The organism is Ruegeria sp. HKCCD7303, from assembly GCF_013111185.1.
Taxonomy (GTDB): domain Bacteria; phylum Pseudomonadota; class Alphaproteobacteria; order Rhodobacterales; family Rhodobacteraceae; genus Ruegeria.
In genome coordinates, this window is record NZ_WVRE01000009.1 from 106821 (window position 1) to 124108 (window position 17288).

Annotated in this window: 18 protein-coding genes; 11 read left to right on the forward strand and 7 right to left on the reverse strand. The window is 57.7% G+C overall.

Annotated features, from left to right (window positions below; genetic code table 11):
• The first annotated feature begins 1 nt into the window (after nucleotide 1).
• Both GS630_RS19290 and GS630_RS19295 read left to right on the forward strand, forming a co-directional pair.
• Entirely contained in the window at nucleotides 2-712 is a 711-nt protein-coding gene (locus GS630_RS19290) for a DUF599 domain-containing protein (RefSeq protein WP_171096663.1), read from the forward strand.
• Between the two features lie 5 nt (nucleotides 713-717).
• The gene (locus tag GS630_RS19295; RefSeq protein ID WP_371732334.1) at nucleotides 718-1095 is read left to right on the forward strand and encodes a hypothetical protein; all 378 of its coding nucleotides are present in this window, start codon (nucleotides 718-720) and stop codon (nucleotides 1093-1095) included.
• 3 nt (nucleotides 1096-1098) lie between these two features.
• Here GS630_RS19295 and GS630_RS19300 read toward each other — a convergent pair whose 3' ends face one another.
• From GS630_RS19300 to GS630_RS19315, 4 genes are all read right to left on the reverse strand, one after another.
• Entirely contained in the window at nucleotides 1099-1584 is a 486-nt protein-coding gene (locus GS630_RS19300) for a flavodoxin family protein (protein ID WP_171621159.1), read from the reverse strand.
• A gap of 1 nt (nucleotide 1585) precedes the next feature.
• Nucleotides 1586-2056, reverse strand: coding sequence for a 23S rRNA (pseudouridine(1915)-N(3))-methyltransferase RlmH (rlmH, locus tag GS630_RS19305; protein WP_171181056.1), 471 nt, complete (start codon nucleotides 2054-2056; stop codon nucleotides 1586-1588).
• 44 nt (nucleotides 2057-2100) lie between these two features.
• The gene (gene rsfS / locus GS630_RS19310; protein WP_058276550.1) at nucleotides 2101-2460 is read right to left on the reverse strand and encodes a ribosome silencing factor; all 360 of its coding nucleotides are present in this window, start codon (nucleotides 2458-2460) and stop codon (nucleotides 2101-2103) included.
• 164 nt (nucleotides 2461-2624) lie between these two features.
• Nucleotides 2625-3977 carry a mechanosensitive ion channel family protein gene (locus tag GS630_RS19315; RefSeq protein WP_171621160.1) on the reverse strand — a complete coding sequence of 451 codons (1353 nt, stop codon included), beginning with the start codon at nucleotides 3975-3977 and terminating at the stop codon, nucleotides 2625-2627.
• Nucleotides 3978-4067: 90 nt separating this feature from the next.
• Here GS630_RS19315 and GS630_RS19320 point away from each other — a divergent pair, with 90 nt between their 5' ends.
• The 7 genes from GS630_RS19320 to GS630_RS19350 all read left to right on the forward strand — a co-directional run bounded on the left by GS630_RS19320 (nucleotide 4068) and on the right by GS630_RS19350 (nucleotide 11072).
• Entirely contained in the window at nucleotides 4068-4175 is a 108-nt protein-coding gene (locus tag GS630_RS19320) for an isopropylmalate isomerase (protein ID WP_171181041.1), read from the forward strand.
• Between the two features lie 43 nt (nucleotides 4176-4218).
• Nucleotides 4219-5622 (forward strand): 3-isopropylmalate dehydratase large subunit, encoded by a 1404-nt coding sequence (gene leuC, locus GS630_RS19325; protein ID WP_171181038.1) that lies wholly within the window; start codon nucleotides 4219-4221, stop codon nucleotides 5620-5622.
• Nucleotides 5623-5659: 37 nt separating this feature from the next.
• Nucleotides 5660-6205: an HdeD family acid-resistance protein gene (locus GS630_RS19330; RefSeq protein ID WP_171181036.1), complete on the forward strand. Its 546-nt coding sequence runs from the start codon at nucleotides 5660-5662 to the stop codon at nucleotides 6203-6205.
• A gap of 42 nt (nucleotides 6206-6247) precedes the next feature.
• The gene (gene leuD, locus GS630_RS19335) at nucleotides 6248-6853 is read left to right on the forward strand and encodes a 3-isopropylmalate dehydratase small subunit (RefSeq protein WP_171181033.1); all 606 of its coding nucleotides are present in this window, start codon (nucleotides 6248-6250) and stop codon (nucleotides 6851-6853) included.
• A 333-nt stretch (nucleotides 6854-7186) separates the two neighbouring features.
• The gene (locus tag GS630_RS19340; RefSeq protein WP_171181031.1) at nucleotides 7187-8017 is read left to right on the forward strand and encodes a hypothetical protein; all 831 of its coding nucleotides are present in this window, start codon (nucleotides 7187-7189) and stop codon (nucleotides 8015-8017) included.
• Entirely contained in the window at nucleotides 8014-9042 is a 1029-nt protein-coding gene (locus GS630_RS19345; RefSeq protein ID WP_171712184.1) for an endonuclease/exonuclease/phosphatase family protein, read from the forward strand. Before GS630_RS19340 ends, GS630_RS19345 begins: the two co-directional genes overlap by 4 nt.
• Nucleotides 9043-9224: 182 nt before the next feature.
• Nucleotides 9225-11072 (forward strand): dihydroxy-acid dehydratase, encoded by a 1848-nt coding sequence (locus tag GS630_RS19350; RefSeq protein WP_371809142.1) that lies wholly within the window; start codon nucleotides 9225-9227, stop codon nucleotides 11070-11072.
• A 190-nt stretch (nucleotides 11073-11262) separates the two neighbouring features.
• Here GS630_RS19350 and GS630_RS19355 read toward each other — a convergent pair whose 3' ends face one another.
• Complete coding sequence (locus GS630_RS19355; protein WP_171621162.1) at nucleotides 11263-12186, reverse strand: epimerase; 924 nt, start codon at nucleotides 12184-12186, stop codon at nucleotides 11263-11265.
• Nucleotides 12187-12270: 84 nt separating this feature from the next.
• Here GS630_RS19355 and GS630_RS19360 point away from each other — a divergent pair, with 84 nt between their 5' ends.
• Nucleotides 12271-13164, forward strand: coding sequence for a LysR family transcriptional regulator (locus tag GS630_RS19360; RefSeq protein WP_171621163.1), 894 nt, complete (start codon nucleotides 12271-12273; stop codon nucleotides 13162-13164).
• A gap of 3 nt (nucleotides 13165-13167) precedes the next feature.
• Here GS630_RS19360 and GS630_RS19365 read toward each other — a convergent pair whose 3' ends face one another.
• Entirely contained in the window at nucleotides 13168-13695 is a 528-nt protein-coding gene (locus tag GS630_RS19365; protein ID WP_171181023.1) for a redoxin domain-containing protein, read from the reverse strand.
• 91 nt (nucleotides 13696-13786) lie between these two features.
• On the opposite strand from GS630_RS19365, the gene leuB reads away from it, so the two are divergent.
• Complete coding sequence (gene leuB / locus GS630_RS19370) at nucleotides 13787-14890, forward strand: 3-isopropylmalate dehydrogenase (RefSeq protein WP_171621164.1); 1104 nt, start codon at nucleotides 13787-13789, stop codon at nucleotides 14888-14890.
• A 53-nt stretch (nucleotides 14891-14943) separates the two neighbouring features.
• Here leuB and GS630_RS19375 read toward each other — a convergent pair whose 3' ends face one another.
• Complete coding sequence (locus GS630_RS19375) at nucleotides 14944-17118, reverse strand: transglycosylase domain-containing protein (protein ID WP_171238826.1); 2175 nt, start codon at nucleotides 17116-17118, stop codon at nucleotides 14944-14946.
• Nucleotides 17119-17288: the final 170 nt, after the last annotated feature.

The window sequence follows — 17288 nt, forward strand, 5'->3', positions numbered from 1 at the left end:
CATGACCTGGATCGAACGTGCCGCTTTGTTTGCCCCTTTGGATTACGCCGCCCTCGGCTTGCTGCTGGGCGCATGGCTGTGGATAGGGTGGAAGATCGAACATCCGTCGCCACAGAGGCGATCTGTCTCGCAAATGATGGACAATTACCGCCGCGACTGGATGCGCGAGATGGTGACGCGCCAACCGCGCATGTTTGACGCGCAGGTTGTGGCCGCCATGCGGCAGGGCAGCACGTTCTTTGCATCCACCACGATGATTGCCATCGGCGGCGGGCTGGCCCTGCTGGGCAATACCGAGCGACTTGCCGGGGTGGCCAGCGACCTTGCCATTGGAAGCGCACCCGCTTTGGTGTGGGAAATCAAGATACTTGTCGTCGTACTTCTGCTGGCCAACGCATTCCTGAAATATGTCTGGGCGCATCGCTTGTTTGGCTATTGTGCTGTGTTGATGGCCTCGGTCCCGAACGATCCCGAAGACCCGCAGGCGTACCCGCGCGCCGCTCAGTCGGCCGAAATTTGCGTCACAGCCGCCCGCAGCTTTAACCGTGGCCTGCGCGCCACCTATTTTGCATTGGCCTCGCTGGCATGGTTCCTCGGGCCAATCGCTTTGATGCTGAGCACCATAATCACGTTCGGTGTTTTGTATCGACGCGAGTTTGCTTCGCAGTCCCGAACAATCCTGATATCCCAATCCCCTTACACAGAGACGTGATCCCGATGCGCCGCGATAACCCGTACATTCGCGCCATGCGATATGTGATTCTCAGCGCCTTCCTGGCCAGCCCTGCCTTTGCCGACCCCCCAACGATCGAGAAGGTCGCGGCCACCCGCGGCGGCGACACATGGCGCTTCGATGTCACGATCCGGCACCCGGACACCGGATGGGATGACTACGCCGATGGCTGGCGCGTTTTGGACATGAATGGCAATGAACTAGGGATGCGTGTCCTGCATCATCCGCATGTGGATGAGCAGCCGTTCACCCGCTCGCTGAGCGGTGTAGCGATACCCGAAGGCACAACCCAGGTCCAGATTCAGGCACGAGACAATGTCGGTGGCTGGGGTGAAGACACAACGGTGATCGACCTGTACTGAAGTTCAGAACACCCCAAGGGCCAAGCCTGCCGCCATCACTGCACCGATCTCGCGGCATTTCTCAAGTTGTCCTTCGGGGATGGTCTTTTCGGCCAGAATCGCTTCGGACGTTTGTGAATGAGTGCAGAGGATCAGAGGCGGCTGCACTTCTTTCAACCGCCAGCCGGTTGCAATGCGCGCGGTTTGGCGCGCGGCGTTGGCACCATCTGATCCTGCACAAACCATTTGCGCATAAGGGCGACCTTCGATCTTACCCAGAACCGGATAGTAGCTGCGGTCGAAAAACTCTTTCATCAGACCTGAAATTGCGGCCAGATTTTCCGGGGCACAGAAGATATAGCCATCCGCGCCCAACAAATCCTCAGGACCGGCCTGATCAGCGGTTTTCAGAACAATGTCTGCCTCGTCGTGACCCGCCGCAGCCGCCGCTTCGGCCATTTGCCGGGCGCCACCAGTGCGCGAATGGTAAACGATCAGAAGCTGCGCCATGTCAGACCCGGTGATAAGGGCCGCCCGACAGGATGGTTGCGGCCCGGTAAAGTTGCTCGGCCAGCATCACACGGACCAGCATATGGGGCCAGACCATTGACCCGAATGAGATGGAAAAATCGGCCTCGGCCCGCAGATTAGGGTCTATTCCGTCCGCTCCGCCAATAACCAGCGCCAAATCCTGCCGCCCGGCATCGCGCCAGCCGCCCAGCTTCTTGGCAAAATCGGGTGAGGACATGACCCGTCCGCGCTCATCCAATGTACAGATCACCGCGCCTTTGGGCAGCGCTTTGCGCAGAAGAGCAGCCTCGGCCCCCATGCCTGCATTTTTCTTGTCTTCGACTTCGATCACGCGGGCGGGACCAAGGCCCAAGCCGCGGCCGGTCCGGTCAAATCGGTTCACGTAATCATCAAGCAGGGACTTTTCCGGTCCAGCGCGCAATCGCCCGACCGCAACTATGCTGATACGCATATCTCTCTCGCCTCCGGCCCCTCAATGCGGGCCAGGATGGCGCCTCAGTTCGCCGAGGCGCTGCCGCCCTGAGGCAGCCACATCTTTTCCAGCTGATAGAATTCACGCACTTCGGGGCGGAAGATATGGACGATCACGTCGCCCGTATCGATCAACACCCAGTCGCCGGCATCCTTGCCTTCAACCTTCGAGGTGAAACCGAATTCCTGCTTGATGCGATCCGTCAGTTTTTCCGCCATGGCCGAGACCTGACGGGTCGACCGACCCGAGGCAATCACCATGTGATCTGCAACAGAAGACTTACCTTGCAGGTTGATCTGCACGACGTCTTCGGCCTTGTCATCGGAAAGTGAGGAAAGGATACGCTCAAGCAGCTTGTCGCTGATTGACTGAGAGTGGGCCATTACACTGGCCCCATCATCGGCGGGCAAACCCGCCTGAGTATGTAGAGACAGGACATAGTCCTCCTTTGCTGCGCGCCGTGAAACCCCGGCGCCGGGGTACTAATAAGGTAACAAGGGGATTGCAACATTTCAATGAATGCAAACCAAAGGTCGCGTACGCGTGTTCACTCTTCAACGATCTGTTGCACGGTTACGCCGTCTGGCAGCAACCGAACCTCGCGCTGCGGGAACGGGATCGAGATGCCTTCTTCCTTGAAAGCGTCCCAAAGCGCCAGATAGACATTGCCGCGAATATTGGTCAGCCCTTTGGTCGGATCGCTGATCCAAAAGCGCAACACATAGTCAACGCTGCTGTCGCCAAAGCCGGTGATGTGGCAAACCGGCTCATGGGACCCTCCGCTCAGAACCCGTGTCACCGCTTTCACCGCCCGGATCGCCGTGGAACGAACCTTGTGAGGGTCATCGTCATAGCTGGTGCCAAAATCCAGATCCAAACGCACGAACTTGTCGGAATGCGACCAGTTCACCACTTGATTGGTGATCAGATCCTCGTTCGGGATCAGGTATTCCCGCCCATCCCGAGTGACCACCGAGACGTATCGCGCACCCAATGCGTTGATCCAACCGAACGTGTCGCCCAGCGAAATAACGTCGCCGGGCTTGATCGAGCGGTCCATCAGAATGATGATCCCGGAAATCAGGTTTGACACCACTTTTTGCAGGCCAAACCCGATGCCCACACCGATCGCCCCCGACAGCAGCGCGATACCTGTCAGATCAAACCCTAGCGTGCGGATGGCGGTCAAAAAGACTGCGCCATAAAGCAGAACCTGAATGCCCTTGGCTAAAAGCACCTGCATTGACGGCGTGATGTCATCATTGCTCTGCAACCCCTGCTCAGCCGCCCGGGTGCCGATGCGCGCCAACGTCAGCAGAACGCCAATCAGCAGAATCGCCTTGAGAATGCCCAGCGCCGAAATGTGCAGATCGCCGATGGAAATCGCCACGCCATCCAGAAAACCTGCCACGTCATCCGTCAGGTTCAATGCAACGAGCGTTGCATAGACCCACATGGCCCATTTGAAGATGCGCCGCAGTGTGCGGTTTCGTACAAGTCTGGCGATCAGCGCAATAGCCAGCCAAGCCGCTGCCAATGTTGCAAGCACACCAATAAAATAGCTGCGAGACGGCCAGGTGACGTGCTGCATAATCAAATAAAGCGACCAGGATAAAATCACGAAATAAACCAGTGTCAGCCGCCGCATCAGCTGGACGAGCACGCGCAGGCGCCACTTTGGCCATCCGCTTCGCGCTCGTGCCCAAGCTTCCCATCTGGACTGCGTCAGAGCTTTTAGCAGGAAGGCCAGCGCCCACAGGAACAGGATGATAATCAACTGGTATTGCCGCCAGCCCGGTGTAACGACCAATTCGACCATTTTTCCAAACTGAACAGAAAAAGCCCCGACCATGTTGTTGTATAGGTCCGACAACGTGCTGGGGATCAGGTCTTGGTTCATGATCACAGCTTGGACAGCAACGCCGGGTGATGCAAGCCTGACACCGGATTGAACCTTGATTGACAGTCAAGCCCGATATATCTGGACCGCATGAGACTCAACTTGGCCCCTGCTCCGAAACTGCAAGACCGCACGCGCCTGCGTGAACGGTTCTTTGGGGCCGCCCGCACGGTTCTGGCCCGCCTATCTGCGGCCTGAGCCAACTCGCCAGCCATTTCTCATTACATACGGGAGAGGACCGATGTCCCCCAAAACACTCTATGACAAGATCTGGGATGCCCATGTCGCGCACGAAGCCGATGATGGCACCTGTTTGCTTTATATCGACCGCCATCTGGTGCACGAAGTGACCAGCCCGCAAGCCTTTGAAGGGCTGCGGATGGCCGGTCGCAAGGTGCGCGCGCCGGAAAAAACTATCGCTGTGCCGGATCACAACGTGCCCACTACACCGGACCGCGTGAACGGAATTGAAAACCCGGAATCGCGCATCCAGGTCGAAGCACTGGACAAGAACGCCAAGGATTTCGGTATTCACTACTACCCCGTGAACGATGTGCGTCAGGGCATTGTGCACATCGTTGGCCCTGAACAGGGTTGGACCCTGCCCGGCATGACCGTTGTTTGCGGCGACAGCCACACGGCGACTCACGGCGCGTTCGGTGCGTTGGCCCACGGCATCGGCACCTCTGAGGTCGAGCATGTTCTGGCCACGCAAACGCTGATCCAGAAGAAATCCAAGAACATGAAGGTGGAAATCACCGGCAAACTGCAGCCGGGTGTGACCGCCAAAGACATCACTTTGGCCGTGATCGGTGAAACCGGCACAGCCGGTGGCACGGGTTATGTGATAGAGTATTGCGGCGAAGCGATCCGTGATCTGTCGATGGAAGGTCGTATGACCGTCTGTAACATGGCCATCGAAGGCGGCGCGCGCGCTGGCCTGATCGCGCCGGATGAAACCACCTTTGAATACGTCAAAGGCCGCCCGCACGCCCCCAAGGGCGCGCAGTGGGAAGCCGCTTTGAACTGGTGGAAAACGCTTTACACAGACGAAAACGCGCATTTTGACAAGGTCATCACCCTGCGTGGCGAGGATATTGCTCCGGTTGTGACTTGGGGCACCAGCCCTGAAGATGTTCTGCCGATCACCGCATCTGTACCTCACCCTGAAGACTTCGAAGGAGGCAAGGTCGACGCGGCCCGCCGTTCGATCGAATACATGGGTCTGGAAGCCGGTCAGAAGCTCAGCGATGTGGAAATCGACACAGTGTTCATCGGGTCCTGCACCAATGGCCGCATCGAAGACCTGCGCGCCGCGGCCGAAATTCTGAAGGGCAAAAAGATCAAGGACGGAATGCGCGCCATGGTCGTGCCCGGTTCGGGTCTGGTTCGTGCGCAGGCCGAGGAAGAAGGTCTGGCGGACATCTTCAAAGAGGCCGGGTTCGAATGGCGTCTGGCCGGATGTTCGATGTGTCTGGCGATGAACCCGGATCAGTTGCAACCGGGCGAGCGCTGTGCCGCGACCTCGAACCGCAACTTCGAAGGTCGTCAGGGCCGTGGTGGTCGGACCCATTTGCTGAGCCCGGCAATGGCTGCCGCAGCGGCAATCACAGGACGGCTGACAGACGTCCGTGAATTGATGTAAGCTTCCCTCATATCTAGATATTTGAGGGATTGAAAACATGAGTGACTGGATCAAATGGCTCCTGCTGGGGCTTCTGTCCATAGCGTTCGGTATCTTTGTGCTGGGCGCGCCAGTTGTGGCGTCTGTGGCCGTCACGGTCGTGACCGGAGCGTTGCTTCTGATCTCGGGCGCGTTGCAGGTGGTCGGCGGTTTCACCGTTGAAGGCACCGGCAACAAGATCCTGTCGCTCATCATGGGTGCGGTCATGCTGTTTCTGGGCTGGTCCTTTCTGGGTCACCCATTGCAGGGTACGCTGACGCTGGCGACCGTGATGCTGATCCTGTTCATGGCAGGCGGCATCGCGCGGGTCATTCTGTCGTTCCAGATGAAAGGAACACAGTTTTTCTGGCCCACCATGATCTCGGGCATCTTGTCGATCATCCTTGCCGGTATCATCTGGAGCTATGTCGGGCAGGAGCCACAGGCATTGCTGAGTATACTGGGGATCTTCCTGGGCATCGAGATGCTGTTCAACGGGTTCGGATTGGTCTTCATGGCGTTCTTCGTCAAGAACGCACCCAAAGACGAAACAAAAGAAGCTTAAACGCGGGGCATGGGCGCGGCCCTCTCCCGCAGGAGTGTGAACATGGAAAAGTTTGACAAAGTCCACGGGGTGGCCGCCCCAATGCCGCTGATCAATATCGACACCGATATGATCATTCCGAAAGTGCACCTGAAAACTATCAAGCGGTCCGGCCTGGGCGTCGTTCTGTTTGACGAGATGCGCTATCACGATGACGGGCAGGAGAACGAGGAATTCGTCCTGAACAAACCCGCCTATCGCGAGGCCGAGATTCTGGTGGCTGGCGACAATTTCGGCTGCGGCTCATCGCGCGAGCACGCGCCTTGGGCGATCAAGGATTTCGGCATCAAGGTTGTGATCTCGACCAGCTTTGCCGACATCTTCTTCAACAACTGCTTCAAGAACGGTATCCTGCCCATCGTGGTCGAGGAAGAGCATCATGCAGTCCTGATGGAAGACGCGCACAAAGGCGAGAACGCCCGCATGACCGTTCATCTGGAAGATCAGCAGATCACAACCTCGGATGGTGTTGTCATCGAATTCGACATCGACCCACACCGCAAGCACTGCTTGCTGAACGGTTTGGACGATATCGGCCTGACAATGGAAAAAGACCACCACATCGACAAATTCGAAGATCACGCCGGTCAAGCCCGCCCTTGGGTCTGATTCTGGGGTCGAATCTGTGGATACTCAACCTAACGGGGTCGCCTAGGTGGCCCCGCTCTCATTCTTGGGGTTGATTTTCCAACAACCACAACATCTTGGTCTCAAATTGAGATACACGTCGAATTTGCGCCCAAAATGATGCAATCCCGCACCAGTTGCGCCATCATTTTGCCCGAAATCACGTGTTTTCTGCACCCTGTCTTGAGCGAAATGCCGCTTATCGTTCATCTTGGCGCTAACGAGGCATCCGTCGCAAAGACGAGATTGGACGGGCACAAGTTGGATACAAGTCGGCAAAGATCGGCTGGTCCGGTTTGAAAAAGGGTTCGGAATGTGATTGCACGCACAACAGGGGCGGCGATACGCGGAGTACTTGTGGCACTGATGGTGCTGACACCCGCGTTGTACCTGCCTGTATCATCGACGAACGGGACCGAAATACTGGTCTTCCTCGCGATCCTCGCGTTCATACTGACGTTCGCCGAGTATAACTCGGCCTTTCCCAGCTTTATAGAATTTCGCGATGCCCCACCGGTCAACCGCCTGCGTTTTGTTGGCCTTATGTCGATGGTCACGTTTCTGACGCTAATCTGCAAAAACGTTTATGCTCCAACAGAACTGACAACCTTTTCTTACGGCGTTGGTCTGGCCGTCGCCAACGTGGTGGACTTTCCCTATTCTCCGGTGCGCCTGATCGTGTTGATGCTGCCAGCGGATGCCAGCCAGTCGCTGATCGAACTGATTAGGGTTACAGCCAGCGTAGCCTACGTCGCGGCTTTGGTGACAATCGCCAGTTTTGCCTATGCCGTCAAAGTCCGGGGGTGGCCCACAGGAAACGGTGCCTTCAATGTATGGACCAATCTTCCTTTGTTTGACCCCACCAAGGGCGGAGATGTCGTTATTCGGTTGCAACGTGATGGCCGCCTGAACATCTGTATCGGTATTTTGCTACCGTTCCTCATACCGGCCGTCATAAAACTGATGAACAGTGTGATCGCTCCGATTTCGCTGAACAATCCACAGACACTGATCTGGATGATGAGCGCCTGGGCCTTCCTGCCCGCCAGCATGATCATGCGCGGTGTGGCCACCCTGCGTATCGCCGGGCTGATCGTGGAAAAACGGCGCGCCTATTCAACAAGCGAGACGACTCAGGCCGCATGATCCGCCTGCTTATCCTGCTTCTGCTGCCCATTGCGGCGCAGGCAGAAGTCGTGCGCATCGCCACCTACAACACCGAGCTGAGCCGAAAAGGCCCGGCGCTGTTGCTGCGGGACATAGACCGGGATGACGCCCAGGTTCTTGCAGCCATCGACGTGGTTTCAGCCGCCCGCCCCGACATTATCGCGCTTCAGGGTATCGACTGGGATCTGGAGGGAGCCGCAGTCAACGCTCTGTCTCAAAAGCTGCGCGCCGCTGGTCTGGACTATGGTTACTTTTATGCCGCTCAGCCCAATGCTGGCTTGGAAACACCGTTGGATCTGGATGGTGATGGACGCACACAAGGCCCCGGTGACGCGCAGGGCTGGGGCCGTTTCACCGGACAGGGCGGGCTGGCAATTCTGTCCCGCTATGAAATCGTCACCGAAGAGATTTTGAACTTTTCAGAGCTGCTCTGGCAAGATCTTCCGGGGGCAGCATTACCTTTCGTAGATGACCGCCCTTTTCCGTCTGAAGAAGCACACCAAATACAGCGCCTGTCCTCAACAGCGCATTGGGTGGTGCCCATTGAAACACCTTTGGGGCGGCTCAACCTGATGACCTTTCACGCAGCCCCACCGGTGTTCGATGGGCCCGAGGATCGCAACGGACTGCGCAATCGGGATGAGATTAGGTTTTGGTCTGTCCTGCTGAGCGGTGATCTGGGGCCGGTTCCAAATGGTCCCTTCGTCATTGCGGGTGATGCCAACCTCGATCCCGAGCGCGGGGAAGGTCACAAACGGGCCATTCGCACCCTTCTGACCGATCCTCGCCTTCAAGATCCGGTACCGACAGACCCATCAGGCTCGTCCGCAACAGTTGACTGGAAAGCGACGGGTGAAATGCGCGTCGATTACGTTTTACCGTCTCGCGATCTGCGTGTCTTGGATTCAGGTGTTCTATGGCCCAAAGATGGTGAACCTTTGTGGGACAATGCGCATCGTGCAAGCAGGCACCGGCTGGTCTGGGTCGACGTGGCGCTGCCATAGCTCTTTGCCCCGAGAATACGTTTAAAAAAACCCCAATTTGAGTTTCATTGACGGAACCGCGTCTTTGAGTTTCACTGATCTGGAACCCTCATACCTGCCTGCGCGCAAGGTTTTGCGCCCACAGTTTCCCTCAGAGGTGATGGCGGTCGATTGAGTTCTGAAATCCATTTTGGAGGTATCTCGTGGCTAAGAATCCTGTACTGATCGACGACCATCCTGGACGCAACTCTCAGGCCTATGGAATTGCGCGCGAACTTGGCACGGACGAAGATCTGATCCACGCGCCTTCTGTTGGTGTTGTCGGCACAAAAGGCGATAGTCAGTGCTATCTTGGCGTGCAGCCCAAGGTCGAAGCAATACATGCAGCACTGCGAGACCAGATTGGCAAAGACGCAGGCAAAATCGCCATGCGTCTGGTTCAGCCTGAATACTCCATCGCAACATCTGACGGCATCCGCAATGGAACGCGCGAAATGCGCTATTCACTCATCGGGCGCGAAGTGACCAACGACGTGTTTTCCGAACATCTCTCAGCCTCCGGTCTGGGGGGCACAATTGCTGTGGTGGCATGTGACAAGCCACCGGTTGGTACGCTGGCTGCTTTGCTTGAACACAACCAGCCTGCGATCATGATGTCCGATGGGTCCATTCATCCCTCGAAAGACCCGGAAACCGGCGAAATGCTGGACATCATCGCCGCCTATCAAGTTGCCGGGAGCGAGGACGCAGCATACCGCAAACGCATCGCTTGCCTTGCCTGCCCCGGTATTGGATCGTGCGGTGGGATTTTCACCTACAATACGATGCAGACCTTTATTGGCGTTGTGGGCATGCAGCCATTGCATATGGTGGCACCGCCTTCGGACGACCCGCGCCGCATGGAAGAGTTTCCGTCGCAGTTGGTAGGCTACCTTGCCAAGTTGATTGAAGACGGCACGCGACCGCGCGACATCGTCGGGCGCGACTCACTGCGCAACGCGTTGACTGTTGCGATGGCGATCGGCGGCTCGACCAACGTGGTTCTGCACGCGCCCGAGATTGCCCGTGCCGCAGGTTACGCGAATTTCTGGAAAGACATCGTCACACCAGAAGAGTTCAATGAATGGTCTCAGAAAATTGTTCCGGTCCTGACAGACGCACGACCCTACGGCCGCTATTCGATGGTGGACATCGACAGGGTCGGTGGTGTGCAGGTGATCGTCAAGGAACTGATCGACGCTGGCATGGTCAATGGCGACGCGCCGACGTGCACTGGCGAAACTCTGGCGGAACAGGTCCAACGTCTGGGCGCTGCCGCGCCGGACGGTACGGTGATCTATCCTGTGTCAGCGCCCTTTAAAGAAACGGGCGGCCTGCGCCTTCTGGGCGGTAATCTGTCACCGGAATTCAGCGCCATTTTGAAGCTTGCAGGTGTCGAGCGCGGACTTGAGGACAACGTGTTCCGAGGTAAAGCGAGGGTGTTCGAGGGCGAAGCCCGCCTGCTTGAGATGCTCGACACCAACCCAATGGGATTTGAAGACAATGATATGATCATTGTTCGATACGAAGGGCCGTCAGGTGCACCAGGCATGCCCGAGATGTTGGACGCAACGGCACGGATCACGACCCTGTGCCGCGAACGGGGGGTCACAGTTGCTCTGATGACCGACGCGCGTTTTTCGGGCGGATCGGTCGGGCTGGTTATTGGGCATGTCGGACCTGAGGCTGCTTTGGGTGGCCCGATTGCTTTGGTTGAGGACGGAGATGAGATTATTGCCGATTTGAATGTGAACGAGCTGAACGCGCCGGTTTTGGACGACCCAAATGTTGTTGCTGAACGCAAGGCACGCTGGGAGGCCGAGGTGGCTGGAAACGGCGGCGTACATCCAAATTGCGGTACAGCGGATACCCGCCTTTTGCACCGGATGCGGTCATCCGCCGTGCCCGCTGTGCGCGGCGGCGGTATGCACCCGGACCGTGAGCTGTGGGTCAACACGCCTCGTGAGCCTCAGCTATCAGGGTTTTTGCCAACAAACCGGTGGAGGTCGTGAAACCTCGGGCGACGCGATAGTTGGTCCCGAAGGGGCGTGGCGCACCCGTTGAAGGATCAGATCCAATAAACAGAAAAATTGTTCGCGGCGGCATCCGTCGCTCCGCCGCAGCCAATTGGATTAGCAGCGCGAGGTCTGGCCTCTTATTGAACCGGGTAACCTTCACCGTCCAAAGTAAACGCAACGAAGGTCAGTTGTTGGCAGGTTTCAACAGACCGCCGCCGACGGACCGGATCGCAGGCGATGGGGCTACAAGTTGCGTTGGAATCGCAGAACATAGGGCAACATCCAAATCAGTCCGCGGCACCGCGCCTAGCAACTCGGTAAGGTATGTGCCGTCCAACTGATGGGGCACTTGCCAAAGATACCGCATCTCAAGCAAGTGCGCGGCCATACGCCAAAACGGTCGAGCCAATTTCAAGGGCCACCAGTGCATCGGCTTCACGGAAATGTCCTGCCCAGTGACCTTCGACAGAGCATGAGCAAATTGTGATCCGGTCAGGGTGTAACCTTCGAATGGGACATCGCAAAACCGGGGCAACTCATGGCGCTTTTCGGCCAGCAGCACTGCAACGCGGGCCAGATCTGGTAGATAAGCCCACGCATGCGGGATGTCCGGGTTGCCGGGATAGACCAACCGCCCCTTAGCAAGATCTTTGATCATGACCTGATCAAACCAGTTGCCCGAGGCACATGTGTCAATGAAATCCCCGACACGCAGAATAATGGTACGCGCGGTCGAGCGGCGATAGGCTTCCTCCATCTCTATTCTGACACGACCCAAAGGGTTGCGCGCCTTGTGCGGTGTTCCACCGTACCAGGGACCCGGTGCTTCAGGTCCAAAGACATAGACGTTTCCCGGCACCAAAACCGTTGCCCCGGTCTCCTCCGCTACCTTAATCACCTGTTGGTGCAGGCCCGGTACAAGACCTGCCCAATCGGGGTAGGGTGGATTCCAGCCATTGACGATAACGTCCATTCCGCGCGCCTCTTGTTCCAGCGTGTCGCGCGTGCGGTCAAAGCTGTGCACGGTCCACCCGGCGTTGCGAAACGCCAGCGCAGCGTTGCGACCAAATCGGCCCGTGGCCCCCAGAATAAGTACGGATTGCGGCATGGTTCCCTCCTGTTGGGGCAGAGATTACCCCAAGGAAAGCAATAGTGAATTGCCCCAAATTGCAGATCATGTATTCATTTTTGAATGGACAAAGCCCTTACACATGCCGACTGGTCCCTGATCCAAAGCTTTCTTGCGGTGGCCGAAACCGGGTCTCTTTCTGCCGCAGCCCGACAGTTGGACCGCAGCCAGCCCACCTTGGGACGGCAGATTCAGACGCTGGAAGCCGAGCTGGAGGTTTCTCTTTTTGAACGACACGCAAGAGGGCTGAAGCTAAGCGATGTGGGCCATCAATTGCTGCCCATGGCCCAACAGATGCACACGGCCATGAACGCTTTTAGCATGACAGCAGCCGGTCAGTCGCAACAACTGGCAGGATCAGTGCGCATTACCGCGTCGGTCTTTGCATCGAACCACATCCTGCCGCCGATTTTGGCACATATCCGGCAACAGGAACCTGCGATTCAGTTGGAACTGGTTGCCACCGATGCCACCGAAAACCTGCTGTTCCGAGAAGCCGATATTGCCGTGCGCATGTACCGCCCCGAACAGATGGACATTCTGACCCGGCATTTGGGTGAGATCTCGTTATGTTTTTGCGCCGCTAAAAGCTATTTGGATCGCGCAGGTCGCCCGACCTCGCCAGAAGAGGTGTTCCAACACGACCTTGTGGGATTTGACACGGATGACCGCATCATTGCTTCGATGCAGGAAAGGGGCTGGAACGTTGGGCGCGATGCCTTTGCCACCCGATGTGACCACCAGACCGTGTATTGGGAACTGATCAGAGCAGGCTGCGGACTGGGATTCAGTCAGATCCAAGTGGCCGAGGCCGATCCGCTGGTCGAAATTCTGGATATTGGGGTCGAGATCAAGAAAATGCCGGTGTGGCTGGCCGCGCCGCAAGCCATGCGCCAGACCCCGCGCATTCGTAGGGTCTGGGACCTTTTGACCGAAGGGCTCAAGGCTAGTCTTTGACGGTCAAAGCGGCCCTGTATAAGTCCCGCGCGCAGGGTAATTGTTGCCAAGGGTAAACTTCAGACCACCCGCAATATCCGACATCGACGGGCGCCCAAATGGCGTGGTTTGCTGCCACGCGTAATAGAGCGTCTGATCGGGTGCGATATAGAAATGACCGGGCTCTGCGAAAAAATCGGGTTCTGCACTGCCTTCGCGCTTGGTTGAGATGTTCAGCCCCCAATCCTCGCGGGCGGCAGCCAGCGGCAGGCTGTGACCCACGCGCAGTCGTTTTGCCCCGGCTTTCTCGGCTGTTTCGGCGGCACGTTCGGCGGTATCGGTTGTGATCATGATGACCTCGACGCCCAGCGCCGCAAAATCGTCCAGCGCCGCCTCGACCTCGGTCATCTGTTTGATGCAGATCGGGCAATGAAGTCCGCGATATTGAATCACCAGAGTCCCGTTTTCGCCCTTGTCTGCCTCAAGATCGAAGCTGCCATGCGCCACGGTTTCGATTTTCAGCGCAGGAACCGGATTTCCAGGTGTCAGCATGTGTTTTCCTCGTGTTTTGACGGGTTCGTCTCATTGACCCGATGCACCGCAGACGCTAGGGCCTGTGCAACAAAACGCAAGGAGACCCTTCATGTCCAACCCCTCGCTCCTCATCCTGCCCGGAGACGGAATTGGCCCGGAAGTTATGGCCGAAGTGCGCAGAATCATCGATTGGTTCGGCACCAATCGCGGTCTTCAATTTGACGTGAGCGAGGATCTGGTAGGCGGTGCCGCCTATGACGCCCACGGCAAGCCGCTGTCTGATGAGACGATGGCCAAAGCGCAAGAGGTGGACGCGGTTCTGCTGGGTGCTGTTGGCGGCCCGAAATACGACGATCTGGATTTCAGCCTCAAGCCCGAGCGCGGTCTGCTGCGCCTGCGCAAGGAAATGGACCTGTATTCCAACCTGCGCCCGGCCCAGTGCTTTGACGCGCTGGCCGATTTCTCGTCGCTGAAAAAAGACATCGTTGCCGGTCTGGATATCATGATCGTGCGCGAGCTGACCTCGGGCGTCTATTTCGGCGAACCGCGCGGCATCTTCGAAGAAGGCAATGAACGCGTCGGCATCAACACCCAGCGTTACACCGAATCCGAGATTGAACGCGCCGCACGCTCGGCCTTTGAACTGGCGATGCGCCGGAACAAAAAGCTGTGCTCGATGGAAAAAGCCAACGTCATGGAATCCGGCATCCTGTGGCGTGAAGTCGTAAATCGTGTCGCCGCCGACTACCCCGAGGTTGAGCTGAGCCACATGTATGCCGACAACGGCGCCATGCAGCTGGTGCGCGCACCCAAGCAGTTCGACGTGATCCTGACCGACAACCTGTTTGGTGACATCCTGTCCGACTGCGCCGCGATGCTGACGGGTTCTCTGGGCATGTTGCCTTCAGCCTCGCTGGGCGCTCCAATGGCCAATGGTCGCCCCAAGGCGATGTACGAACCGGTCCACGGCTCGGCACCTGATATCGCGGGTCAGGGCAAAGCTAACCCGATCGCCTGTATCCTCAGCTTTGCCATGGCGCTGCGTTATAGCTTTGATCAGGGTGAAGAAGCAGACCGCCTTGAAGCCGCGATCGAGAAAGTTCTGACTGATGGCGTCCGCACCGGCGACCTGCTGGCGGATGAAGGCGTCACACCGGTGTCTACCACCGAAATGGGCGACGCGATCCTGGCAGCTTTGGATGCCAGCGTCTAAACCACGCAAGAAACGAACGACAAAAGGCGGTGCCCAGTGCACCGCCTTTTTTGTTAGTTGCCGCCGAATATATTTCTCAGCAGGTTATTGATGTCTTCCGCAAAACCGCCCTGCCTACGACGGGGCTGTGGCTGCGCAACTTGCACCGGCGGTTCAGGTGCCATCATCGGCAGGGGCGTTGGCGTCATCCCTTCGGTGACACGCAGCATGGTCTCTTTCCAGATTTCAGCAGGCAGCCCGCCCCCGGTTACGCCAGACAGCGGCGTGTTGTCGTCATACCCCATCCAGACGCCGGTCACATAATCAGCCGTAAAACCGATGAACCACGCATCCCGCGCGGCCTGAGTTGTCCCGGTTTTGCCTGCCACCTGCCAACCCGGCAGCTTGGCGCGTCCGCCGGTGCCTTCGGACACCACACGCTCCATCATCCAGGTCAGTTGCTTGGCGGCCGAGTCGTTGATCACCCGTTCACCAATACCTGTCGTCGTGACCATGACGGGCGTTTCATCCCCCAGCAGCTTCAGCTCGGTTAAGCCATAAGGCTCCACTGCCGATCCACCGTTCAGGATTCCTGCGTAAGCTCCGGTCATCTCGATCAGCGTGCTTTCCGACGCGCCCAGCGCCAAGGCCGGACCCTGCGCCAGATCGCTGGCAATACCAAAGCCGCTTGCGACAGTGCGGACGTTATCCAAACCCGAAATCTCCGCCACTTTCACAGCCGGAATGTTCAAAGAGTTCATCAACGCATCTGCCAACGTCACCTGCCCATAGAACTTGTTGGTGTAGTTTTTGGGGCACCATTGACCTGAACCGGGAATGTTCACGCAGTAAGGCTCATCCATCACCGTATCCAGCGGCGAATACCCAAGTTCCAGCGCGGTGGCGTAAACGAACGGCTTGAAGGACGACCCTGTCTGACGCAACGCCTGCGTCGCCCGGTTAAACGCACCAGACACCCTTGTCTTGCGCCCACCAACCATGCCGCGCACTGCACCGTCCGCAGACATCACGACAATCGCGGCCTGCGCCTCGGACCCTTCGCGCACCTTTTCCTGAAAGATGAACTTCAGCGCTTCTTCGGCAGAGGTTTGGATGCGCTGATCCAGAGTGGTACGGATCACCACATCCTCGGTGGTGTTGCGCGTAAAGAACTCGGGCCCACTTGCCATGACCCAATCCGCGAAATATCCGCCTGCGCGCGCAGCGGCAGCTTCTGAAAGCTCGGCCGGTCTGGTGCGTGCTTCGCTGGCTTGTGCCGCGGTCAAATAGCCCTGGTCCTCCATCAAACCAATCACAAGCCGTGCCCGGTCCTGAGAACGTTGCAGGTTATTCGTTGGCGCATACCGCGTGGGTGCCACCAGCAGACCGGCCAGCATCGCAGCCTCAGCTGGGGAAACTTCTGCGGCAGACTTTCCAAAGTATCGCTGGCTGGCCGCTTCAAACCCGCGCGCGCCTGCACCCAAGAAGGCCCGGTTCAGGTAGATCGTCAGAACCTCGTTCTTGGAGTATTTGACCTCCATCGCCATTGCATAAACGGCTTCCTTGGCCTTGCGCCAAAGCGAGCCCTGGCGGCAATCGGCCTCGTAAGTGGCTTCAGAGTCCCATTCAGACGGATCATACGGCTCTCCCAGACACAGCAGTTTGGCTGTCTGTTGGGTGATGGTTGACCCGCCATGGCCAGACAAAGGCCCGCGTCCTTCGCTCAGGTTGATGCGCACGGCACTTGCAACGCCGCGCGGGCTGACACCGAAATGACGGTAGAATCGCTTGTCCTCGGTCGCGATCACGGCGTTCTTCAGATGGGGCGACACCGTATCCGCCGTGATCACCCCGCCAAACTGATCCCCGCGCCAGGCAAAAACCTTGCCATCGCGATCCAACAAGGTCACTGACCCGCGCGCGCGCCCGTCCAGTAAGGCATCTACATTGGGCAGAGTTGTATACACGATGCCGACCGCCAATGCGATCAGGGCGGCGACAATTGCCCCCACGCGCCACGTCAAACCCCAGATCAACCTCCAGATCCAGCGGAAGAGTCGACGGAAAATACCGCCTCCGTTTCCGCCGGTGCGTTTGCGCTTTGTCTTGCGCGTGGTTTTGCGGGCGGTCGTCTTGCGTGCGGTCGATTTCTTGCCCGCCGGGCGCTTGGAGGCCGACGGTTTACGCCCTTTGGAGGGGTATCTTTTGTCCGCAACCAATCGCGGCTTTCGGCGCTTGGACTCAGTCATGCTCAAACTCTGCCCGTTATACTTTTGCGCCACCATACCCCGGAGACCCGTCTATGTAGAGGTCCGAATTTCCGTAATTTCCCCTCATCAATCTGCTCATTTTTTAGCCACTTCGTACTTTTTGTGCAAAAAATGTGCAACAATACGCCATTTTGGTATGCAATTACGAC

Excerpts from the sequence above, each read along its gene's own strand:
- leuD (WP_171181033.1), top strand. The coding sequence starts at position 6,248 with ATGGAAAAGTTTGACAAAGTCCACGGGGTGGCCGCCCCAATGCCGCTG.
- GS630_RS19360 (WP_171621163.1), top strand. The coding sequence starts at position 12,271 with ATGGACAAAGCCCTTACACATGCCGACTGGTCCCTGATCCAAAGCTTT.
- leuC (WP_171181038.1), top strand. The coding sequence starts at position 4,219 with ATGTCCCCCAAAACACTCTATGACAAGATCTGGGATGCCCATGTCGCG.
- leuB (WP_171621164.1), top strand. The coding sequence starts at position 13,787 with ATGTCCAACCCCTCGCTCCTCATCCTGCCCGGAGACGGAATTGGCCCG.
- GS630_RS19300 (WP_171621159.1), bottom strand. The coding sequence starts at position 1,584 with ATGGCGCAGCTTCTGATCGTTTACCATTCGCGCACTGGTGGCGCCCGG.
- GS630_RS19330 (WP_171181036.1), top strand. The coding sequence starts at position 5,660 with ATGAGTGACTGGATCAAATGGCTCCTGCTGGGGCTTCTGTCCATAGCG.
- rlmH (WP_171181056.1), bottom strand. The coding sequence starts at position 2,056 with ATGCGTATCAGCATAGTTGCGGTCGGGCGATTGCGCGCTGGACCGGAA.
- GS630_RS19345 (WP_171712184.1), top strand. The coding sequence starts at position 8,014 with ATGATCCGCCTGCTTATCCTGCTTCTGCTGCCCATTGCGGCGCAGGCA.
- GS630_RS19315 (WP_171621160.1), bottom strand. The coding sequence starts at position 3,977 with ATGAACCAAGACCTGATCCCCAGCACGTTGTCGGACCTATACAACAAC.
- rsfS (WP_058276550.1), bottom strand. The coding sequence starts at position 2,460 with ATGGCCCACTCTCAGTCAATCAGCGACAAGCTGCTTGAGCGTATCCTT.
- GS630_RS19320 (WP_171181041.1), top strand. The coding sequence starts at position 4,068 with ATGAGACTCAACTTGGCCCCTGCTCCGAAACTGCAAGACCGCACGCGC.
- GS630_RS19295 (WP_371732334.1), top strand. The coding sequence starts at position 718 with ATGCGCCGCGATAACCCGTACATTCGCGCCATGCGATATGTGATTCTC.
- GS630_RS19355 (WP_171621162.1), bottom strand. The coding sequence starts at position 12,186 with ATGCCGCAATCCGTACTTATTCTGGGGGCCACGGGCCGATTTGGTCGC.
- GS630_RS19375 (WP_171238826.1), bottom strand. The coding sequence starts at position 17,118 with ATGACTGAGTCCAAGCGCCGAAAGCCGCGATTGGTTGCGGACAAAAGA.
- GS630_RS19290 (WP_171096663.1), top strand. The coding sequence starts at position 2 with ATGACCTGGATCGAACGTGCCGCTTTGTTTGCCCCTTTGGATTACGCC.
- GS630_RS19365 (WP_171181023.1), bottom strand. The coding sequence starts at position 13,695 with ATGCTGACACCTGGAAATCCGGTTCCTGCGCTGAAAATCGAAACCGTG.